The sequence below is a fragment of the Citrobacter sp. wls829 genome, from assembly GCF_005280825.1.
GTDB classification, from domain to species: domain Bacteria; phylum Pseudomonadota; class Gammaproteobacteria; order Enterobacterales; family Enterobacteriaceae; genus Citrobacter; species Citrobacter gillenii.
Genome location: NZ_SZWP01000103.1, coordinates 14,483 through 33,661 on the forward strand (window position 1 = coordinate 14,483; position 19,179 = coordinate 33,661).

Below are 19,179 nucleotides of genomic sequence, written 5' to 3' on the forward strand. Positions count from 1 at the left end.
GCTCTCCTGCTTAATCACACCCCAGGGAAAATCAGATCCAGCGCCTGCAGGGAATCTTCCCAGTCGGCCCGTTCAAAGATCCCTTGCTGTAAAAATGCCTCCAGCTGCGGCCATAAGGTGATGGCTTTATCCAGCATCGGGTCGCTGCCTTTGGCATATGCACCCACGCTGACTAAATCACGGTTACGCTGGAAACTGGACAGCAGCTGTTTAAAATTACGCACCCGCGCATAGTGTTTTTCGCTGATGAGCGAGGTCATTGCACGGCTGATTGAGGCTTCGATATCAATGGCCGGATAATGACCCGCTTCCGCCAGGTGACGGGACAGCACGATGTGTCCGTCGAGGATCGCACGCGCGGAATCGGCAATCGGATCCTGCTGGTCATCGCCCTCAGTTAGCACGGTATAAAATGCGGTAACCGAACCGCCGCCGTGAATACCGTTCCCGGCACGTTCCACCAGCGCCGGTAATTTGGCGAACACCGATGGCGGATAGCCTTTGGTGGCGGGCGGTTCACCGATAGCCAGCGCGATTTCACGCTGTGCCATTGCGTAGCGGGTGAGGGAGTCCATAATCAGCAGGACGTGCTGCCCGCGATCGCGAAAATCTTCGGCAATACGCGTGGCATAGGCGGCGCCCTGCATACGTAATAATGGGGAGACGTCCGCAGGGGCGGCAATCACCACCGAGCGTGCGCGACCGTCGGCACCGAGAATATTTTCGATAAAATCTTTTACTTCACGACCACGTTCGCCAATCAGCCCAACGACAATGACATCGGCTTGGGTATAGCGCGCCATCATGCCGAGCAGGACGCTTTTACCCACACCGGAACCGGCGAACAGGCCCATACGCTGGCCGCGACCGACGGTTAGCAACGCATTGATGGGCCGCACACCGGTATCCAGCACGTGCTCAATGGCGGTACGTTGTAGCGGGTTAAACGGTGGTGTAATTAACGCCCCGGTTTCCGTGGTGTCGGGCGCAGGCAGACCGTCGAGGGGTTTTCCGCTGCCGTCGAGCACGCGCCCAAGCAGGGCGGGACCCAGCGGCAACTGCTTGCCACTTTGCAGGCCTTCACCGGCAATGTTTTTCGCGTAAACACGTGCGCCAGGCAGAACGCCTTCGACTTCTTCGAGTGGCATCAAAAACAGACGCTGGCCGTTAAAACCGACCACTTCGCTTTCGACTTCCTGAGTGTCGTTGCCGTTTTGACGCTCAATCACGCAGGTGGCGCCCAGCGGCAGCTGTAAGCCCGTGGCTTCCAGCACCAGGCCGGTGGCGCGGGTCAAACGCCCGTAGCGTCGTACCGACGGTAGCAGCGACATTTTCTCTTCGAAGTTATCCAGCGAGGTGAGCCAGCGGGTCAGACGGGTGGTCATTACACGACTCCCGGTGCGGCCAGACGGCAGAGTTCCTGCCAGCGCGTAGCGACGCTGGCATCCAAATCGCCTTCGTCGGCCGAGACTTTACACCCGCCATGATGCAGGGTTGGGTCGCCGCGCAGTCGCCAGCCGTGCAGGCTGAGGGTGGCGCCGAGCATCTCTTCCACGCGTTGGAGATCGTCCGGATGCACACGCAGTTGGGGTTTGCCGCTAAACAGCGGTTCCTGCTGCAGCAGCTGTTGGATTTGTTTAATCAGCGCGGCGTTATCGACGATCGGCGTCTGGCCAATCACCTGACGAGCGGCTTCCAGCGCCATTTGCATCAGGCGCGAGGCAATCACGCTGTCCAGCGCATCCAGCGTATTTTGAAACTCGCTCACCAGTTGCTGCATGCGGGCGTGAATCGGCGCATGCTGCGCCCGGGCCTGCGTCTGACCTTGCTCCAGCCCCTGCGCTAACCCATCCTGATAACCCTGCTCATGGCCTTTTTGCCGACCTTCAGCCAGGCCGGCGTTATAGCCTTGTTCATGCGCCTGCAACTGCAGTTGTGCCAGCTTTTGTTCAAGCTGTTGTTCAGCGGACAGCTGTGGTTCTTCTGTGTCGTCCGTCGGCAAGGGGCTGCTGTCATCGGCCAGCACGAACGCCGCCATCGGTGGCGCGAGGTCGTCCGGGGTCCAGACTTTCCACGGCAGGTCGTTAGACATAGGTATCCTCGCCGCTGCCGATCACCATCTCGCCGGTTTCCGCCAGGCGACGCACAATCAGCAGAATCGCTTTCTGTTCGTTTTCTACCTGCGACAGACGTACCGGACCACGGTTGGCGAGGTCGTCGCGCAGAATATCGGCGGCACGTTGCGACATATTGCGCAGGAACTTCTCGCGCAGCGGCTGTTCGGCACCTTTCAGGGCGATCAGCAGCGACTCGGAATCCACTTCCTGCAGCAGGCGCTGGATACTGCGGTCGTCGACGTCCACCAGGTTTTCGAACAGGAACATCTCGTCGATAATTTTCTGTGCCAGTTCGCCGTCGAATTCGCGCACGGCGGTAATGACCGCTTCTTCCTGCTGCGTTTTCATCAGGTTGATAATCTCTGCTGCCGTTCTCACGCCGCCCATTTTGCTGCGCTTCAGGTTCTGGCCGTCGAGCAGGCCGTTCAGCACTTCGGTCAGCTCCGCCAGCGCGGCCGGCTGCACGCCGCCGAAGGTGGCAATACGTAACATCACATCGTGGCGTAAACGCTCGTCGAACAGCGCCAGAATATCGGCCGCCTGGCCCCGTTTGAGGTGTACCAGAATCGTGGCGATGATCTGCGGATGCTCGTCGCGAATAAGGTCGGCGGCGCTTTGCGGCTCCATAAAGTTGAGCGTTTCGATGCCGCTGGTGGTATCGCGGGTTTCCAGAATATCTTCCAGCAGGCTGGAGGCGCGCTCTTCACCCAGCGCTTTCACCAGCACCGAGCGCAGATATTCGTTGGCGTTAATGTTCAGCGCCGCAAACTGCTCGGCTTCTTGTTCAAACTCGGCCAGCACCTCGGTGAGTTGCTTGTTGGAAATCTGGCGCACGTTGGCCATCGCCGTACTGAGGGCCTGCACTTCACGCGTGGAAAGATGTTTAAACACCTCCGCCGCGCGATCTTCGCCAATGGTCATCAGTAAAATGACGCTTTTATCGGTGCCGCTAAGATTACTCATGTTCGTTATTCATCCACTGGCGGATGACCAGCGCCACAACGCGCGGATCGTTATCTGACATTTCACGAATACGCTGGCTCATGACTTCTGCGCCCAAGCGCTGGTTCGTACGACGCTGCTGGGTCTGCTCGTCTTTGCTGAGACGAACTTCTACCGCTTCTTCGGTTTCCTGACGAACGCGCGTTTGTTCCTGCGCGACTTTCGCCTCTTCGCTACGGCGGACCAGTTGCGGACGAACGGCTTTACGCCACAGTATCCAGGCCACCAGCAGTACCAGTAACCAGCGTCCGGCAATCATCAACTGCTCAATAAAGGACTGCTGTTGCCAGAATGGCAGCTCGCCGCCCGCGTCGTCGGTTGCCGTGAAGGGTGAGTTCACCACGTTCAGGGTATCGCCGCGCTTGTCGGAGAAGCCCATGGCTTCGCGGGTCAGATCCTCAATTTGCTTCATCTGATCGGCGGTCAGCGGCAGCGGTTTACCGTCCGGCAAGGTTTTATAGTTGATCACCACCGCCACGGAGAGACGCTGCACGTCGCCGACGTTCATTTTGGTATGACGAATGGTGCGGTCGACTTCATAGTTGCTGGTTTCATTGCGCTGAGTACTACGTGGGCCGGTATTCGCGTTATTGGCTGTCTGCGTGGTTTGCGCATTTTGCTGATTAGCCGGTGGTGTATTGATAGGCGCAGTATTCGCCGGTGCAGGCTGATTCGACAGGGCGCCAGGTACGCCGCCCGGTGCGCCGCTTCCTATCTGCTCGCTGACGTTGAGCTGGCGCGAACGCAGTACAGCCTGCGATTCATCACCATTCGGGCTGTACTGTTCTTCGGTTTGCTCTTTATTGGCAAAATCCAGCTGTGCGGTGACCTGCGCGTGGACGTTACCGTTACCGACGATCGGTGACAGGATCGATTCGATACGACGCTGAACGCGGCCTTCGACGTCGCTGGCGTATTTCAGCTGCGCATCGTTCAGGTCACGACTGCTGGTGTTCGACTGGGTTAACAGATGACCGGCCTGATCGACCAGCGTGACGTTACCCGGCGGTAAACCGGCCACGGCGCTGGAGACCAGATGGGTAACCGCGCTAATTTGACCTTCATCCAGCGCCCGACCCGGTTCCAGATTTACGGTAACGGAGGCGGAAGGGGATTTTTGCTCACGGACAAATAATGAAGGTTTCGGCATGGCCAGATGGACGCGGGCGCGTTTAACCGGTCCGAGCGTTTCAATGGTGCGGGCCAGTTCGCCTTCCAGTGCACGCTGGTAATTCACCTGTTCGCTAAACTGGCTGATACCAAACTTTTCCTGGTCCAGCAGTTCAAAGCCCACGGCGCCGCCTTTCGGCAGACCTTGCTGGGCCAGACGCAAACGCAGTTCATGTACTTTATCCGCGGGAACTTCGATGGCGCCGCTTCCCTCGGTGAAACGATAGGGCACGTTCATCTGCGTCAGTTGGGTGACGATGGCGCCCCCGTCCTGATCGGAGAGGTTGCTGAACAGCGTGCGGTAATCTGGCGCTTTGGCCCACAGGACCATCGCTACGACGATCGCGACGGCAGCCGCGCCCGCCACAATCAGAGGGATTCTGGGATTCGCACGCAGGCGATTTAACCACTCGAGAGGTTTCAGTGGGGTTGCAGTCGATGCTGTCGCACTCATCTCGCACCTCGTGGATTATCGTGGACGGCGTTTTTTGCAAAGTGGAACAAGACTCACTCCCGGGTCAGCAAACTCGAAAAATTGACCGTCACATTATTTGCGGTTTTAAATTTTTCTATGCGCCAAAAACCGGGGGTTTTTATCGTTATTTAGCGCCTTTATCTTATTGACGAACTGGTAATCTCTGCTACGTAAAAAATCATCCAGGGGATCAGAATGTCGGCAATACAGGGGATTGAAGGGGTCATCAGCCAGCTACAGGCCACGGCGACGTCAGCAAAGATGCAGGATATGCAGCCACAACCGACCGTGAGCTTTGCCGGTCAGCTGCATGCGGCGTTGGACCGCATCAGTGATGTGCAAACCGCATCTCGCGTGCAGGCAGAAAAATTTACCCTGGGTGAGCCGGGCATTGCGCTGAATGATGTGATGACCGATATGCAAAAAGCCTCGGTCTCTATGCAGATGGGGATTCAGGTGCGTAACAAGCTGGTGTCGGCGTATCAGGAAGTCATGTCGATGCAGGTGTAGGGACAACGTGCAGAAAATGTTTGCCGGATAAGCGCAACGCTATCCGGCAAACACTTACTTCTGAATCAAATAACGAATGGTTGGCCCATCCTGCTGAATATCCAGCACCGTATAGCCGTGATTACGTGCATCCAGCGGAATATTATTGATCGACTGCGGGCAGTCACTCACCACTTCCAGAATTTCACCTTTCTTCAGCTGCGGCATTGCTTCCAGCGTGGCGACAGCCGGGTAGGGACACGGTTCACCCACCATGTCCAGACGGTAATCAGGGACGATATTTTTCATGCGGATTCCTTAGCAGGCGTTAGCCCTGCACGGCGGAAGAAACGTTTTTCCCAGCCAATGATGAGCATCAGTGCGGCAAACAACAGCAGATAGGTCACCAGCAGGCCGCCGAGCGGACCGAAGGTGTTGAGCAGGTTCACTTTATCCCAGCTGGTGGCAAGCGCCGGGGCGAAGTCATCCCAGTAGTAGGCCAGGATGGTCGAGCCGATTACGTTGCCCAGACCGACCCACCAGTAATGCACCTGACCTTCGACCGCGCGGTACATCCAGCCGGTTTCACACCCGCCCGCCAGCACGATGCCGAAGCCAAACAGCAAGCCGCCGATCACCGCGTTGGGACCGGCCCACATGATCTTCGCCTCCACGCCCAGTTGCACGTAGCTGAAGATACCGATGGCGCTGACCGCCATGCCGAAGATAATGGCTTTTGCCATATGGGTGCGCCCGGAAATCCACAGGTCGCGAAATGCCGAGGTGAAACAGATTTGCGCCCGTTCAATCAACAGACCGAATCCCACGCCGAACAGCATGGCTAACCCGAGCTTGGGTTTATCCATGGCGGTGAGCAGCGCCCAGCCGATCATGCCGATAAACACCAGCATGCCGAGGCGAAAACGCCGACGCGCCTGCTCCGGTTTTTGCGTCAGCGGCGAGGCGGCAGAGACTTTCTGCATTTTGACCGGAATACGGAACATCGGCAGCAGGGTGAAGCGTGCGCCAAACCATGAGCCAATTGCGGTGGCCAGCGCAAAGAACCACGCATGCAGGGAGAACTGTGGGATCCCGGTAAAGAACGCCGCGAGGTTACAGCCCATCGCCAGACGCGCGCCGAAACCGGCGATCATCCCGCCGATAATGGCTTGCATAATGCGCACCCGGCTACGTGGCATACGTAGTTTCACGTTGTTGGCCCACAGTGCCGCCGCAAAGCAGCCGCCGAACATGCCGAGGATCATCATGCCGTCGATGCGGGTCAGCGGGGAGCCTTCGAGGTGGATCAGTTTGTAGTAACCCCACTCTTCGGCGTGAACGCCAAACAGCTGCAGGACTTGACCGCCCCAGCGAGTAAATTCGCCGGTTACCGCCCAGAAGGTTCCCGTAATGCCGAAATAGTAAGTGGAGAGAATACCCGCCGCGATGACCGCAGGGGCAGGGGCCCAAAATTTAATTAACCAGGCCTGTTTGAAGTGTTGCCATGACATGCGTTTTGCCTCTGAACTCAGAAGGTATGTAACAAGAAGTGTGGATATTACACCGATCCACATTTTTGCCTATCAGTAATAAGAAGTAATCCCGACGGGATCAATCTTTATCCGGCGCCGCGAAAGGCTGGCGACATCAGGGGTTTAATGCCACAATCCCCTTTTCTTCGCATGCAGGATGAATGATGAAAAAATTAGCAATCGTTGGTGCATTTCTGCTTCTTAGCGGATGCGCCGAAGTTGAAAATTATAACGAAGTGGTAAAAACGCCCGCGCCCGCCGGTCTGGAAGGCTACTGGCAGTCGAAAGGTCCGCAGCGCAAGCTGGTGAGTCCGGAAGCTATCGCCTCGCTGGTGGTGACCAAAGAGGGCGATACGCTGGATTGTCGCCAGTGGCAGCGGGTGATTGCGCTACCGGGGAAACTGACGATGCTCTCCGGCGATCTCACCAACGTGACGGTGAAGCGTGAGCTGTATGAGATTGAGCGCGAAGGTAATACGCTGGAATATGACGGGATGACGCTGCAACGGGTCGATCGCCCAACGCAGGAATGCGCCGAGGTGTTACAGAAAACGCCGTTGGCGACGCCGCTGCCGTAAGCGTTAAACCCCGGTAGCCCGCCGCTACCGGGGAAGTCCATTACAACACCTCTTCAATCACCCACACGCTGACGCTGCCGCCGTTGCAGAAAAACGTCGCTTCGCCGTGTTCATCGGTGACCACGCTTTCTTCGCGATTCCCCAGATAGTCACGCCAGGTTTTATTGCCGTAGTTCGCGCCAAGCGCAATGCTTTTTTCGCCGTCATCGCCGTTGGACAACACCACCACACAGCCGGGGTCGTCGTCGGTACCGCTGCGGCTAAAGGCGATGCAATTGGGGTGATCAAAATACAGCGTTTGCACGCCGTGGGCGAAACGCTGGCGGGCCAGAATCAGTTCATCAAGCTGTTCAATGATCGGCATGTCGATGGGATAGGTTTGTCCATCCCCGCCGGTATCTTCATAGTGCGCGCCGTACAGATCGGGGTAGAACACCGACGGCACGCCGTTTTCGCGCAGCAGGATCAGCGCGTAGGCCAGCGGCTTAAACCACGGTTCGACCGGGGCCTCCAGCGCCTGTAGCGGTTGGGTGTCGTGATTGGCGACCAGCGTCACCGCATGGAACGGATCGGCTTCCACCAGCGTATCGGTGAAGATCTGGCGCATGTCATAATCGCGTCCCTGACGTGAAGCCTCGTGAAACTTCATCTGCAGGGGGGCGTCGAACAACATGGTTTTCCCCTCCACCTGGTTGATGTAGTTTTGCAGTTTGTCGACTTCGTGGGACCAGTATTCGGCGACGATAAACAGCGGCTTGGGGGCCACCTCCTGCACGTGTTCGATCCACTCTTTATAAAACCAGGCCGGAATATGCTTGACGGCATCGAGGCGAAAACCGTCGCACTGGGTTTGCTCCATCACCCAGCGTGCCCAGTATTTGAGCTCTTCGGTGACGGCGTGGTTACGAAAATCAATATTTTCGCCCATCAGATAATCAAAGTTGCCGAGTTCGTCATCCACCTGATCGTTCCAGCCTTCTCCGGTGTAATCATTGACGATTTTGAAAATGCCGTCTTCGGTGGGGTTTTCGATATGGTCGATGCCGCTGAAGCATTTGAAGTCCCAGACAAACTGCGAGTACTGACCCGCGCGGGCTGGGAAGGTGTAGCGGGTCCAGGCCTCACATTCGATAATCTCATCGTCAATCTGCGTGCGATCATCGGCGTTTACGCGCTGGACGCGAATGTGTTCTTTCTCATCGGCTCCCATTTTGTGGTTGACCACCACGTCCAGCAGTACCGCAATGTCGTTGTGTTTTAGCGCATCAATGGCGGCCAGCAGCTGGTTTTTATCACCGTATTTGGTGGCGACGGTGCCTTTTTGGTCGAACTCGCCGAGGTCAAACAGATCGTAGGAGTCGTAGCCAACCGAGTAGCCACCGGACGCGCCTTTATACGCGGGCGGCAGCCACACCATATTAATGCCGATATCGTTGAGGCCGCCTGCGCGTGCGGCAAGCTCGGACCATAGCTGACCGCCCTCAGGGTAATACCAGTGGAAGTACTGCAATAACGTGGGATTTTTCATCTTCCGTGCTCCAGAAGTCGTTTGGCCGACCTCTGGAGTATGGAAGATTATTCAGGCGAGGCGGGAAATTATTACGGTACGGTGGGGGCGTCGGGTACCAGTAGCATGCCGGAAAGACGACCATAGGCGTTATTCAGCGTCTTCTGACGAGTCGACTGACCGATCAGCCCGCTGAGCTCATCCAGCCGCTGTTGCAGCAACGCCTTGAGTAATTGTTCGTTATCCAGCGTCTGTTTAATATACCCGGCCACGATGTCCTGAACGCTTCGCGTAATGCCCGGTGGAGTTTCGTCTTCCATGACCACTTCAATACTTTGCAGATAGCTAACTTCCTGTTCCAGTAAAAGGTCCCATTCACCGCGCTGCGCCAGTTCCAGCAGCGAGTGGCTGAGTAGCGCAATGCGCTGCCAACGGTTGATAAACTCCACGGCTGAGGTCATTAACGAGACTCCTGGGACGATGCTTTGGGTGAGATCTGTTTCCAGGCTTCCGCAATGTTGCCGAGCAACCCTTCGACTTCTTCAATGGCTTGACTATCATTGCGCAAATTCGCTTGCAGCAGACGGCGGACCATATAGTCATAAAGTGCTGACAGATTGGTGGCGATTTCGCCGCCATTATCCTGATCCAGACCCGCCTTCAGGCCATTATCGATGATATTAATGGCCTTGCTTATGGCCTCGCCTTTGGCGACGATATCACCCTGCTGCATAAACAGGCGAGCGCGCACTAGGGCGCTGTGCGCGCCATCAAACAACATTTCGATCAGCTGATGCGGACTGGCGCTCATCACGCCACTCTCTATGCCGACCTGTGCATAGGCTTTGGTACCGCTCGCGGTATACATACTTACCTCTGTTATCAGGAATTGCTCATTGCCGTAAATTGTTGGCCCAGATAGTTACTGGTGCTGTTCAGTTTGCTCATCATGGTGTCAAGTTGGGTAAACTGTGCTTTATAGCGCGCCACGGTATCGTCGATGCTATTACTGACGGCCAGATATTGTTTGGTCAGTTTTTTCAGCGTGGCGTTAATATTGTCCTGGGCGCTGTCGATAATGCCGTCATCAGCCAGATAGCCTTTTATTTCAGTAGCCAGTTTGGTCGTAATGCCAGTTTCTTTACCATCTCCCACCAGCAGTTGACGGGTCGCAGCGGTGTTATCTTCCAGCGATTTTTTCAGCTTGGCGTCGTCAATCTTCAGCTTGCCGGTGGTGCCGTCGGTGGTAATCCCGATTTCACCTAACGTTTTGAACGCACCGTCACTGGCACCGTTGGAAAACTGCGCGCGGATACCCGCCTGGATGGTGCGCACGGCGCTGTCACCGAGTAGCGCGCCGTTATTTGTATCCTGAACTTCTGCGCCAGGATCGACTTCGGTGTATTTGGTCAGCGTTGAGAAGGTATCCAGCAGTGAGTTATAGGCGTCGACCCAGCCTTTAATCGCTTCAGTCGATTTTTCATTGCTCTTGGTGACGGTAATACGCGCATCGGTCACTTCTTTGGTCAGATTCAGCGTTACGCCCTGCGGCGCATCGGTGATCGTGTTGCTTGGACGTTCAATATCAATGCCGTTAACCTTTAATTGCGCATTTTTGGCTTCCACCAACTGTTTCATATTGCCACTGCCGGCGGTACTGTCGTAGGCCAATAAATCATTGAGCTTACTGTCGCCGCTGACGGAAATCGTCATCTTATTATCGACACCGCTGTCAGCGGTTAATACCAGCTGATAATCATTTTCTTTTACTTTAACGATGCTGGCGGAAATACCGCTGTCGGCATCGTTGATGGCATCACGAATGCCTTCCAGCGACGTTTGGTCTTTGGTCAGCTTAATTTCCAGCGGCTCTTTACGACCTTTTTGCTCAATTTTAATTGTGCGGCTGTCGGATGAGGTGTCACCCAATGCTTCCTTCGTTGAGCTAATACCTGTTTTAGTACTGAGTGATTGCGCCTGGGCCAGCTGCGTGACGCTGACGGTATAAGTGCCTGGCGCTGCACCAGCAGAGGTTGATACTGTCAGATCCTCAGTGCTGCTGGTGACGGTGGTGCTTTTAAACAGATCGGCGCTGTTCAGCGTGGTGTTTGCTGTCTGGAATTTTTCCAGCGCGCTTTTTAGCGTGCCGTAGGCCGTGAGTCGTGCAGTATTGGCGCTCTGCTGTTGGGTAATTGGCGTTAAACGTTTTTTTTCAGCGGTCGTTAGATTCGTCAGCAATGTATCCAGTGGCAGGTTTGAACCGACGCCCAGTGATGTAAATGAAGCCATGCCTAATTCCTTTTGATTGCAAACAGTAGTTAAGCGGGTTATCGGCAATCTGCGCGCAAAGTTTAATGATAGTTTTGCGAAAATAATGCGCGGAATAGTGGGGCATATTACGGGTATTTCAGGGGCTAAGAAAAAAGAGGGCGGAAAGTAAAAATTTTCTAAAGTTCGAAATTAACGTGCCGATACATGGGTTACGGTCAGAAACCGTGGGCAACGGCCCAATAACATCAAGTTGTAATTGATAAGGAAAAGATCATGGCACAAGTCATCAATACAAACAGCCTGTCGCTGTTGACCCAGAACAACCTGAACAAATCTCAGTCTTCTCTGAGCTCTGCTATCGAGCGTCTGTCCTCCGGTCTGCGTATCAACAGCGCGAAAGATGATGCGGCAGGCCAGGCGATTGCTAACCGCTTCACCTCTAACATCAAAGGCCTGACTCAGGCTTCCCGTAACGCCAACGATGGTATTTCTGTTGCGCAGACGACTGAAGGTGCGTTGAACGAAATCAACAACAACCTGCAGCGTGTTCGTGAACTGTCTGTACAGGCAACTAACGGTACTAACTCTGACAGCGATCTGTCTTCGATTCAGGCTGAAATTACTCAACGTCTGGAAGAAATTGATCGTGTTTCCGATCAGACTCAGTTTAACGGCGTGAAAGTGCTGGCTGAGAATAACGAGATGAAAATTCAAGTCGGTGCTAACGATGGCGAAACTATCACGATTAACTTGGCAAAAATTGATGCTAAAACATTAGGCCTTGATAGTTTTAATATTAATGGGGCTCAAAAAGCTACTGGTAACGATCTTGTTTCTAAATTCACTGCTACCGGTACCGATAGTTATGCCGTGGGGGCAAATACTTTCACCTCTAATATCAAAACGGGTGAAGTTTTAGATAATGGCAACGCTAAACAATACATCAATGCTAGCACTGGTGCTCTTGATACCCAAGCGACTACACCTAACACTGGTACCGACTATAAAACAGGGGCGGCACCAAGCACTACTGCTACAGATATTGCTGCAAAAGCTAAAAATCTGACTGTAGGCCAGACTTTTACTCATGACGATATTACTTTTACAGTAAGTGGTACTGATGCAAGCCCTGAGGGGAACGGTACTTTCACTGCTAAAATTGGTAGTGATGTCGTTACCCTTACCATCGCTGATGCTGGCACCACTGCGACCATGACAGCAGATAAGCCAATCTATAAATCTGTAAACGGAGGTGCCTATACCACCTCCGGTACAGTGGATAACCGTGCAGCTACAGCAGATGATTTGGCTAAAGTTGGTACTAAAAGCGGTAGTAAGTTAACTATTGACGGTAATGATTACAACGTTTCAGCAGACGGCAAGCAAGTTAAGAATACAGCTGGTGAAGTGATGTATATGAGTAAAAATCTCGCTGGTAATCCTACTCTTGTTAGTGAAGATGCTGCGACCAAAGCTACGGCTAAACCTCTGGAGACGATTGATAAAGCATTAGCGAAAGTTGATGCTCTGCGTTCTGATCTGGGTGCGGTGCAGAACCGTTTTGATTCTGCTATCACCAACCTAGGTAACACCGTTAACAACCTGTCTTCTGCTCGTAGCCGTATCGAAGATGCTGACTACGCGACCGAAGTATCTAACATGTCTCGTGCGCAGATCCTGCAGCAGGCAGGGACTTCTGTACTGGCACAGGCCAACCAGGTTCCACAGAACGTTCTGTCTCTGCTGCGTTAATTTACACTTATCGCGCAAACCCCGCTCCGGCGGGGTTTTTTACATTCCGCTTTACCCGTAACCCCCAAATAACCCCTCATTTCACCCACTATTCACCCGATTAAAACCCCTGCAGAAACGGATAATCATGCCGATAACTCATTTAACGCAGGGCTGTTTATCGTGAATTCACTGTATACCGCTGAAGGTGTAATGGATAAACACTCGCTGTGGCAGCGTTATGTACCGTTGGTGCGTCACGAAGCATTGCGCCTTCAGGTGCGCTTGCCGGCGAGCGTAGAACTGGATGACCTGCTACAAGCGGGCGGCATCGGGTTATTGAATGCAGTTGACCGATATGACGCTTTGCAAGGAACGGCATTTACCACTTACGCAGTGCAGCGTATTCGTGGGGCTATGCTGGATGAACTACGCAGCCGGGATTGGGTGCCGCGTAGCGTTCGGCGCAATGCCCGCGAAGTGGCACAGGCGATGGGACAACTGGAGCAGGAACTCGGGCGTAACGCGACGGAAACCGAAGTGGCGGAGCGTCTGGCTATTCCTGTGCAAGAGTATCGTCAGATGTTGCTTGATACCAATAACAGCCAACTCTTCTCCTACGACGAGTGGCGGGAAGAGCATGGCGATAGTATTGAGCTGGTGACGGAAGAAAATCAGCAAGAAAACCCGTTACAGCAGCTGCTTGATGGCAATTTACGCCAGCGCGTGATGGATGCGATTGACGCATTGCCGGAGCGTGAAAAGCTGGTGCTGACGCTGTATTACCAGGAAGAGCTGAATCTGAAAGAGATTGGTGCTGTTCTGGAAGTCGGTGAGTCACGGGTTAGCCAGTTGCACAGTCAGGCCATCAAACGTCTACGCACCAAGCTGGGTAAGCTATAGGGGGTAATCATTACCCCTGAACAATGCCGCATAACGAATTGACTACCAGGAGTTCTCATGACGGTGCAGCAATCAAAAAGACGGCCTCTAAGCCGCTACCTCAAAGATTTCAAACACAGCCAGACGCATTGCGCCCATTGCTATAAGTTGCTCGACAGGATCACGCTGGTCCGCCGCGGCCAGATTGTGAATAAAATCGCTATTGCCCGGCTGGATACGTTACTGGACGCCGCCGCCTGGGAGCAGGAGAAAAAAGAGTGGGTGGCATTATGCCGTTTCTGCGGTGATTTACACTGCAAAGAACAAAGCGACTTTTTTGACATTATCGGGTTTAAACAGTTTTTGTTTGAACAAACCGAAATGAGCCACGGCACGGTGCGCGAATATGTGGTTCGCCTGCGCCGTCTCGGTAATCATCTGACCGAACAGAACATCTCTCATGACCTGCTGCAGGAAGGCTTCCTCGACGAAAACCTCGCCCCGTGGCTGCCGGAGACCAGCACCAATAATTACCGCATTGCGCTGCGCAAGTATGAGCAGTTCAAAGCGCATGCACCTGTGGGCCAGATGCAGAAATCATCCTGGACAGCCAGTTCTGATATATATTAAAAACGAATAAGGTGTAACGGAGTCGTGTTTGTAAATAGCGGTAAACGCTCTACACTACGGTCATAAATGATAGTCACTAATGACAATATTCGGGGTAACTATGAAATTAGCACGTCTGGGACGTCAGGCTCTGATGGGTGTAATGGCTGTGGCACTTGTCGCCGGTATGAGCGCTAAAACCTTTGCGGACGAAGGTCTGTTAAATAAAGTGAAAGAGCGCGGTACGCTGTTGGTTGGTCTCGAAGGGACCTATCCCCCGTTTAGTTTTCAGGGTGATGACGGCAAGCTGACCGGTTTTGAGGTCGAATTTGCCGAAGAACTGGCTAAACATCTCGGGGTGAAAGCGACGCTGAAGCCGACCAAGTGGGATGGCATGCTGGCTTCTTTAGACTCCAAACGTATTGATGTGGTAATAAACCAGGTGACCATCTCTGACGAACGTCAGAAAAAATACGATTTCTCTACCCCGTATACGGTCTCTGGTATCCAGGCGCTGGTGAAAAAAGGCAACGAAGGCGTGATTAAAACCGCGGCTGACCTGAAAGGTAAAAAAGTCGGTGTCGGTCTGGGTACTAACTACGAAGAGTGGCTGCGCCAGAACGTGCAGGGCGTCGATATCCGTACTTATGATGATGACCCGACCAAATATCAGGATCTGCGCGTCGGTCGTATCGATGCGATTCTGGTTGATCGTCTGGCCGCGTTGGATCTGGTGAAGAAAACCAAAGACACGCTGGCAGTGACCGGTGAAGCCTTCTCCCGCCAGGCATCCGGCGTGGCGCTGCGTAAAGGTAATGACGATCTGCTGAAAGCGGTCGATGCCGCCATTGCAGAGATGCAGAAAGACGGTACCCTGAAAGCCCTGTCTGAAAAATGGTTTGGGGCGGATGTGACGAAATAATCGTCATCCGAATAAAAAAGGCGCCTTTAACAGCGCCTTTTTTTATTTCATTGCGCCTGAACGTGCATAATAAAAAGAACATCACAACAACGAATACCGGAGGCTGTATGCCGCTGCATAATTTAACGCGCTTTCCACGTCTGGAATTTATTGGCGCGCCAACGCCGCTCGAATATCTCCCGCGCTTCTCTGATTATCTCGGACGCGACATTTTTATTAAACGCGATGATGTCACGCCAATGGCGATGGGCGGCAATAAGCTGCGCAAGCTGGAGTTCCTGGCGGCAGATGCGCTGCGCGAAGGGGCCGACACGCTGATTACCGCCGGGGCCATTCAGTCGAACCACGTGCGCCAGACGGCGGCGGTGGCGGCAAAGCTCGGGCTGCACTGCGTGGCGCTGCTGGAAAACCCGATTGGCACCACGGCGGAAAACTATCTCAGCAACGGTAACCGTCTGTTGTTAGATCTGTTTAATACCCAGGTTGAAATGTGCGACGCGCTGACCGACCCGAATGCACAACTTCAGGCGCTGGCTACGCGGATTGAAGCGCAAGGGTTCCGACCGTATGTGATCCCGGTCGGCGGGTCGAATGTGCTGGGTGCGTTGGGCTATGTTGAAAGTGCGCTGGAAATTGCCCAGCAGTGCGAGGGCGCGGTAGCGCTGTCCTCTGTGGTGGTTGCTTCAGGCAGCGCGGGCACCCATGCGGGTCTGGCGGTGGGGCTGGAACAGCTGATGCCCAACGTCGAGCTGATAGGGGTGACCGTTTCGCGCAGCGTCGCCGATCAAAAGCCAAAAGTGGTGACCCTGCAGCAGGACGTGGCTCGTGAACTGGAACTGACCACCTCGGCGGATATTCTGTTATGGGATGACTATTATGCGCCGGGTTACGGCACGCCAAACGAAGAGGGCATGGAAGCGGTGAAACTGCTGGCGCGTCTGGAAGGCATCTTGCTGGATCCGGTGTATACCGGCAAAGCGATGGCGGGCCTGATCGACGGTATCAGCCAGAAGCGCTTCAAGGATGAAGGTCCGGTCCTGTTTATTCATACCGGTGGGGCGCCTGCGCTGTTTGCCTACCATCCTCACGTGTAACGGCAAGGTAGAAAAACGCTAATGCAAGAAAGTATTCAACTGGTGATTGATTCACTGCCCTTCCTGCTTAAAGGCGCGGTATTTACGCTGCAGCTGAGTATCGGTGGGATGTTCTTTGGTCTGGTGCTGGGGTTTATCCTCGCTCTGATGCGCCTGTCGCCGCTGCTGCCGGTGCGTTGGCTGGCGCGCGTCTATATTTCTATTTTTCGCGGCACGCCGCTGATCGCCCAACTGTTTATGATCTACTACGGTCTGCCGCAGTTTGGCATTGAGCTGGACCCGATCCCGGCGGCGATGATTGGTTTGTCGCTGAACACCGCAGCGTATGCGGCTGAAACGCTGCGTGCGGCTATCTCCTCGATTGATAAAGGTCAGTGGGAGGCGGGCGCCAGTATTGGTATGACGCGCTGGCAGACCATGCGGCGGGCGATCCTGCCGCAGGCGGCGCGCGTGGCTTTGCCGCCGTTGAGCAACAGCTTTATCAGCCTGGTGAAAGACACCTCGCTGGCGGCGACAATCCAGGTACCGGAACTGTTCCGTCAGGCGCAGCTGATCACCTCACGCACGCTGGAAGTGTTCACCATGTATCTGGCGGCCTCGCTGATTTACTGGGTAATGGCGACAGTGTTGTCCGCACTGCAGAACTATTTTGAAGAACAACTGAACCGCCAGGAGAGAGAGCCGAAATGAGTGCGATCGAAGTCAGAAACCTGGTGAAAAAATTTCACGGGCAAACGGTGCTGCACGGTATCGATCTTGAGGTAAAACCCGGTGAAGTTGTGGCGATTATCGGGCCTAGCGGCTCAGGGAAAACCACGTTGTTGCGCAGTATTAATCTGCTGGAACAGCCTGAGGCGGGCACGATTAAAGTCGGTGACATTACCATTGATACGGCGCGTTCACTCAATCAGCAGAAAGGGTTGATTCGTCAGCTGCGCCAGCATGTGGGGTTTGTGTTCCAGAACTTTAATTTGTTTCCTCACCGTACGGTGCTGGAAAACATTATAGAAGGTCCGGTGATTGTGAAGGGAGAGCCGAAAGCCGAAGCAACGGCGCGCGCACGTGAGTTGCTGGCAAAGGTGGGCCTGGCGGGTAAAGAGACCAGCTATCCGCGTCGGTTATCCGGTGGACAGCAGCAGCGCGTGGCAATTGCCCGGGCGTTGGCCATGCGCCCGGAGGTGATCCTGTTTGATGAACCAACGTCAGCACTCGATCCTGAACTGGTTGGCGAGGTGCTGAATACCATTCGTCAACTGGCGCAGGAAAAACGCACCATGGTGATTGTGACGCATGAAATGAGCTTTGCGCGCGACGTTGCTGACCGGGCGATATTTATGGATCAGGGGCGCATTGTCGAGCAGGGACCCGCAAAATCGCTGTTTACCGCGCCCCAACAACCGAGAACGCGTCAGTTTCTGGAAAAATTCTTAATGCAATAATAACCCTACGGTGCTCACCGAAATAGATTTTTGGTGAGCACAAGCCGCATAACTATTTATTATTACTGCTTTATTATTAACGCTGCGTCGCATCAACCTGCTCTGATTATGCGTAATACTCAAGTAAATCCATTCTTGTCCGATAATCTGCATATATAAAATACATTTATGTGTTAGTTTGTTTCATTCTCATTTGTGATGATTATCAATCTCAGGGACATGACCACTTAGTATGCAGGATCACGATTTCTTCACCTGGCGACGGAGCATGCTGTTACGCTTTCAGGAAATGGCGACGGCAGATGACGTCTATAACGAACTACAACATCAGACACAGCATCTGGAGTTCGATTTTTACTCTCTCTGTGTTCGTCACCCCGTGCCGTTTACCCGACCTAAGACGGCGCTTCATACAACCTACCCCAAAGCGTGGGTGGCACATTATCAGTCCGAAAATTATCTCGCGATTGACCCCGTGCTTAAACCAGAAAACTTCAGGCAGGGCCATCTTCCCTGGGACGATACCTTATTTCGCGATGCACAACCGCTTTGGGATGCGGCGCGTAATCACGGTTTACGCAAGGGGATGACGCAATGCTTAATGCTGCCGAACCGGGCGCAGGGCTTTCTTTCTGTCTCGTGTGCGAGCGTGCGTAATGGCCGCTTTGCGCAGGATGAAGTGGAACTCAGAATGCAATTGCTGGTAAGGGAGAGTCTCTCCGTTCTGACGCGTCTGGAAGATGATATGGTGATGGCGCCAGAGATGCGGTTTAGTAAACGGGAGAAAGAAATACTGAAATGGACCGCAGAGGGAAAAACGTCGGCAGAAATAGCGATGATCCTGTCGATTTCTGAAAATACCGTGAACTTCCATCAGAAGAATATGCAGAAGAAGTTTAACGCACCAAACAAAACGCAGATTGCCTGCTATGCTGCAGCGACCGGGCTTATCTGAATAAGTTGTCGTTCTGAGTGTCAGACGCAAAACCGGCTGATTGCAATGCTATCAGCCGGTTTCTTATTACTGGCGGTAGGCCTGTTTAATTTGTTTAACAGTGTTGGAAAATACCGCAGCCTGGGATTGATCTTCAATCTGCGCGATCTGTTTTTCCATCTTAAGAATCACGCGGCCTGCATCGGCTTGTCCCATTGCCTGCAGCATCAGCGTTAACATGGCTTTCAGGCAGGTGACTTCGTTAGCCAGTTCTTGATTATTCTCAGCAGTGGAAAAATCAGGCGTACTCATTTATTTTCCTCGTTATGTCTCTATGAAAAAGTGCGATGGCAAATGTTAAGGCGGCGGAGTATACCATAAGCGCGGCTAAAAATATCAGTGGCTGTTTTTCGCACAAACATTAACC

The 19,179-nt window shown here is 53.7% G+C and carries 21 protein-coding genes and 1 pseudogene; 10 read left to right on the forward strand and 12 right to left on the reverse strand.

The window, feature by feature from the left end; genetic code table 11:
• Positions 1-14: 14 nt before the first annotated feature.
• Genes fliI through fliF form a run of 4 tightly spaced genes read right to left on the reverse strand, consistent with a single transcriptional unit; the run spans position 15 to position 4,743 of the window.
• On the reverse strand, positions 15-1,385 hold the full coding sequence (gene fliI, locus FDW88_RS19895; RefSeq protein ID WP_115258826.1) for a flagellar protein export ATPase FliI: 1,371 nt from the start codon (positions 1,383-1,385) through the stop codon (positions 15-17).
• A complete protein-coding gene (gene fliH, locus FDW88_RS19900; RefSeq protein WP_115258825.1) occupies positions 1,385-2,092 on the reverse strand; it encodes a flagellar assembly protein FliH in 708 nt (235 codons plus the stop codon). The genes fliI and fliH overlap by 1 nt, the downstream gene beginning before the upstream one ends.
• The gene (fliG, locus tag FDW88_RS19905; protein ID WP_048211311.1) at positions 2,085-3,080 is read right to left on the reverse strand and encodes a flagellar motor switch protein FliG; all 996 of its coding nucleotides are present in this window, start codon (positions 3,078-3,080) and stop codon (positions 2,085-2,087) included. Before fliG ends, fliH begins: the two co-directional genes overlap by 8 nt.
• Positions 3,073-4,743 carry a flagellar basal-body MS-ring/collar protein FliF gene (fliF, locus tag FDW88_RS19910; RefSeq protein WP_117341900.1) on the reverse strand — a complete coding sequence of 557 codons (1,671 nt, stop codon included), beginning with the start codon at positions 4,741-4,743 and terminating at the stop codon, positions 3,073-3,075. The genes fliG and fliF overlap by 8 nt, the downstream gene beginning before the upstream one ends.
• 216 nt (positions 4,744-4,959) lie before the next feature.
• Between fliF and fliE the strand changes: the two genes are divergently transcribed.
• A complete protein-coding gene (gene fliE / locus FDW88_RS19915; RefSeq protein WP_045444321.1) occupies positions 4,960-5,274 on the forward strand; it encodes a flagellar hook-basal body complex protein FliE in 315 nt (104 codons plus the stop codon).
• A 54-nt stretch (positions 5,275-5,328) separates the two neighbouring features.
• On the opposite strand, the gene yedF is transcribed toward fliE, so the two are convergent.
• Both yedF and yedE read right to left on the reverse strand, forming a co-directional pair.
• Complete coding sequence (yedF, locus tag FDW88_RS19920) at positions 5,329-5,562, reverse strand: sulfurtransferase-like selenium metabolism protein YedF (protein WP_000790504.1); 234 nt, start codon at positions 5,560-5,562, stop codon at positions 5,329-5,331.
• Positions 5,559-6,764 (reverse strand): selenium metabolism membrane protein YedE/FdhT, encoded by a 1,206-nt coding sequence (gene yedE / locus FDW88_RS19925; protein WP_115258823.1) that lies wholly within the window; start codon positions 6,762-6,764, stop codon positions 5,559-5,561. The genes yedF and yedE overlap by 4 nt, the downstream gene beginning before the upstream one ends.
• A 185-nt stretch (positions 6,765-6,949) precedes the next feature.
• Here yedE and yedD point away from each other — a divergent pair, with 185 nt between their 5' ends.
• Positions 6,950-7,363: a lipoprotein YedD gene (gene yedD / locus FDW88_RS19930; RefSeq protein WP_096757505.1), complete on the forward strand. Its 414-nt coding sequence runs from the start codon at positions 6,950-6,952 to the stop codon at positions 7,361-7,363.
• 40 nt (positions 7,364-7,403) lie between these two features.
• Here yedD and amyA read toward each other — a convergent pair whose 3' ends face one another.
• The 4 genes from amyA to fliD form a co-directional block, all read right to left on the reverse strand.
• On the reverse strand, positions 7,404-8,891 hold the full coding sequence (amyA, locus tag FDW88_RS19935) for an alpha-amylase (protein WP_137363218.1): 1,488 nt from the start codon (positions 8,889-8,891) through the stop codon (positions 7,404-7,406).
• Positions 8,892-8,962: 71 nt separating this feature from the next.
• Entirely contained in the window at positions 8,963-9,331 is a 369-nt protein-coding gene (fliT, locus tag FDW88_RS19940; protein ID WP_137363219.1) for a flagella biosynthesis regulatory protein FliT, read from the reverse strand.
• Positions 9,331-9,738 (reverse strand): flagellar export chaperone FliS, encoded by a 408-nt coding sequence (gene fliS, locus FDW88_RS19945; RefSeq protein WP_117341904.1) that lies wholly within the window; start codon positions 9,736-9,738, stop codon positions 9,331-9,333. Before fliS ends, fliT begins: the two co-directional genes overlap by 1 nt.
• 14 nt (positions 9,739-9,752) lie before the next feature.
• Positions 9,753-11,159 (reverse strand): flagellar filament capping protein FliD, encoded by a 1,407-nt coding sequence (gene fliD / locus FDW88_RS19950; RefSeq protein ID WP_137363220.1) that lies wholly within the window; start codon positions 11,157-11,159, stop codon positions 9,753-9,755.
• A 255-nt stretch (positions 11,160-11,414) separates the two neighbouring features.
• Here fliD and FDW88_RS19955 point away from each other — a divergent pair, with 255 nt between their 5' ends.
• The 8 genes from FDW88_RS19955 (at position 11,415) to sdiA (ending at position 18,773) form a co-directional block, all read left to right on the forward strand.
• Positions 11,415-12,893 (forward strand): flagellin, encoded by a 1,479-nt coding sequence (locus FDW88_RS19955; RefSeq protein WP_137363221.1) that lies wholly within the window; start codon positions 11,415-11,417, stop codon positions 12,891-12,893.
• Positions 12,894-13,055: 162 nt separating this feature from the next.
• The gene (locus FDW88_RS19960) at positions 13,056-13,775 is read left to right on the forward strand and encodes an RNA polymerase sigma factor FliA (RefSeq protein ID WP_096757498.1); all 720 of its coding nucleotides are present in this window, start codon (positions 13,056-13,058) and stop codon (positions 13,773-13,775) included.
• 57 nt (positions 13,776-13,832) lie between these two features.
• Positions 13,833-14,384: a flagella biosynthesis regulatory protein FliZ gene (gene fliZ / locus FDW88_RS19965; RefSeq protein ID WP_115258815.1), complete on the forward strand. Its 552-nt coding sequence runs from the start codon at positions 13,833-13,835 to the stop codon at positions 14,382-14,384.
• Positions 14,385-14,484: 100 nt separating this feature from the next.
• Positions 14,485-15,285 carry a cystine ABC transporter substrate-binding protein gene (gene tcyJ, locus FDW88_RS19970; RefSeq protein WP_096757496.1) on the forward strand — a complete coding sequence of 267 codons (801 nt, stop codon included), beginning with the start codon at positions 14,485-14,487 and terminating at the stop codon, positions 15,283-15,285.
• Positions 15,286-15,392: 107 nt separating this feature from the next.
• Positions 15,393-16,379: a D-cysteine desulfhydrase gene (gene dcyD, locus FDW88_RS19975; protein ID WP_117341908.1), complete on the forward strand. Its 987-nt coding sequence runs from the start codon at positions 15,393-15,395 to the stop codon at positions 16,377-16,379.
• A gap of 21 nt (positions 16,380-16,400) precedes the next feature.
• Complete coding sequence (tcyL, locus tag FDW88_RS19980; protein ID WP_115258812.1) at positions 16,401-17,069, forward strand: cystine ABC transporter permease; 669 nt, start codon at positions 16,401-16,403, stop codon at positions 17,067-17,069.
• The gene (gene tcyN / locus FDW88_RS19985; protein ID WP_096757493.1) at positions 17,066-17,818 is read left to right on the forward strand and encodes an L-cystine ABC transporter ATP-binding protein TcyN; all 753 of its coding nucleotides are present in this window, start codon (positions 17,066-17,068) and stop codon (positions 17,816-17,818) included. The genes tcyL and tcyN overlap by 4 nt, the downstream gene beginning before the upstream one ends.
• Positions 17,819-18,050: 232 nt before the next feature.
• A complete protein-coding gene (gene sdiA / locus FDW88_RS19990; protein ID WP_137363222.1) occupies positions 18,051-18,773 on the forward strand; it encodes a transcriptional regulator SdiA in 723 nt (240 codons plus the stop codon).
• Between the two features lie 66 nt (positions 18,774-18,839).
• Here the strand turns inward: sdiA and FDW88_RS19995 are convergent, their stop codons facing one another.
• Both FDW88_RS19995 and FDW88_RS22875 read right to left on the reverse strand, forming a co-directional pair.
• Positions 18,840-19,064 carry a DUF2594 family protein gene (locus FDW88_RS19995; protein ID WP_096757491.1) on the reverse strand — a complete coding sequence of 75 codons (225 nt, stop codon included), beginning with the start codon at positions 19,062-19,064 and terminating at the stop codon, positions 18,840-18,842.
• Positions 19,051-19,164, reverse strand: a pseudogene (locus FDW88_RS22875) (hypothetical protein); the annotation flags it as partial. The pseudogene FDW88_RS22875 and the gene FDW88_RS19995, both read right to left, overlap by 14 nt.
• Positions 19,165-19,179 lie beyond the last annotated feature (15 nt).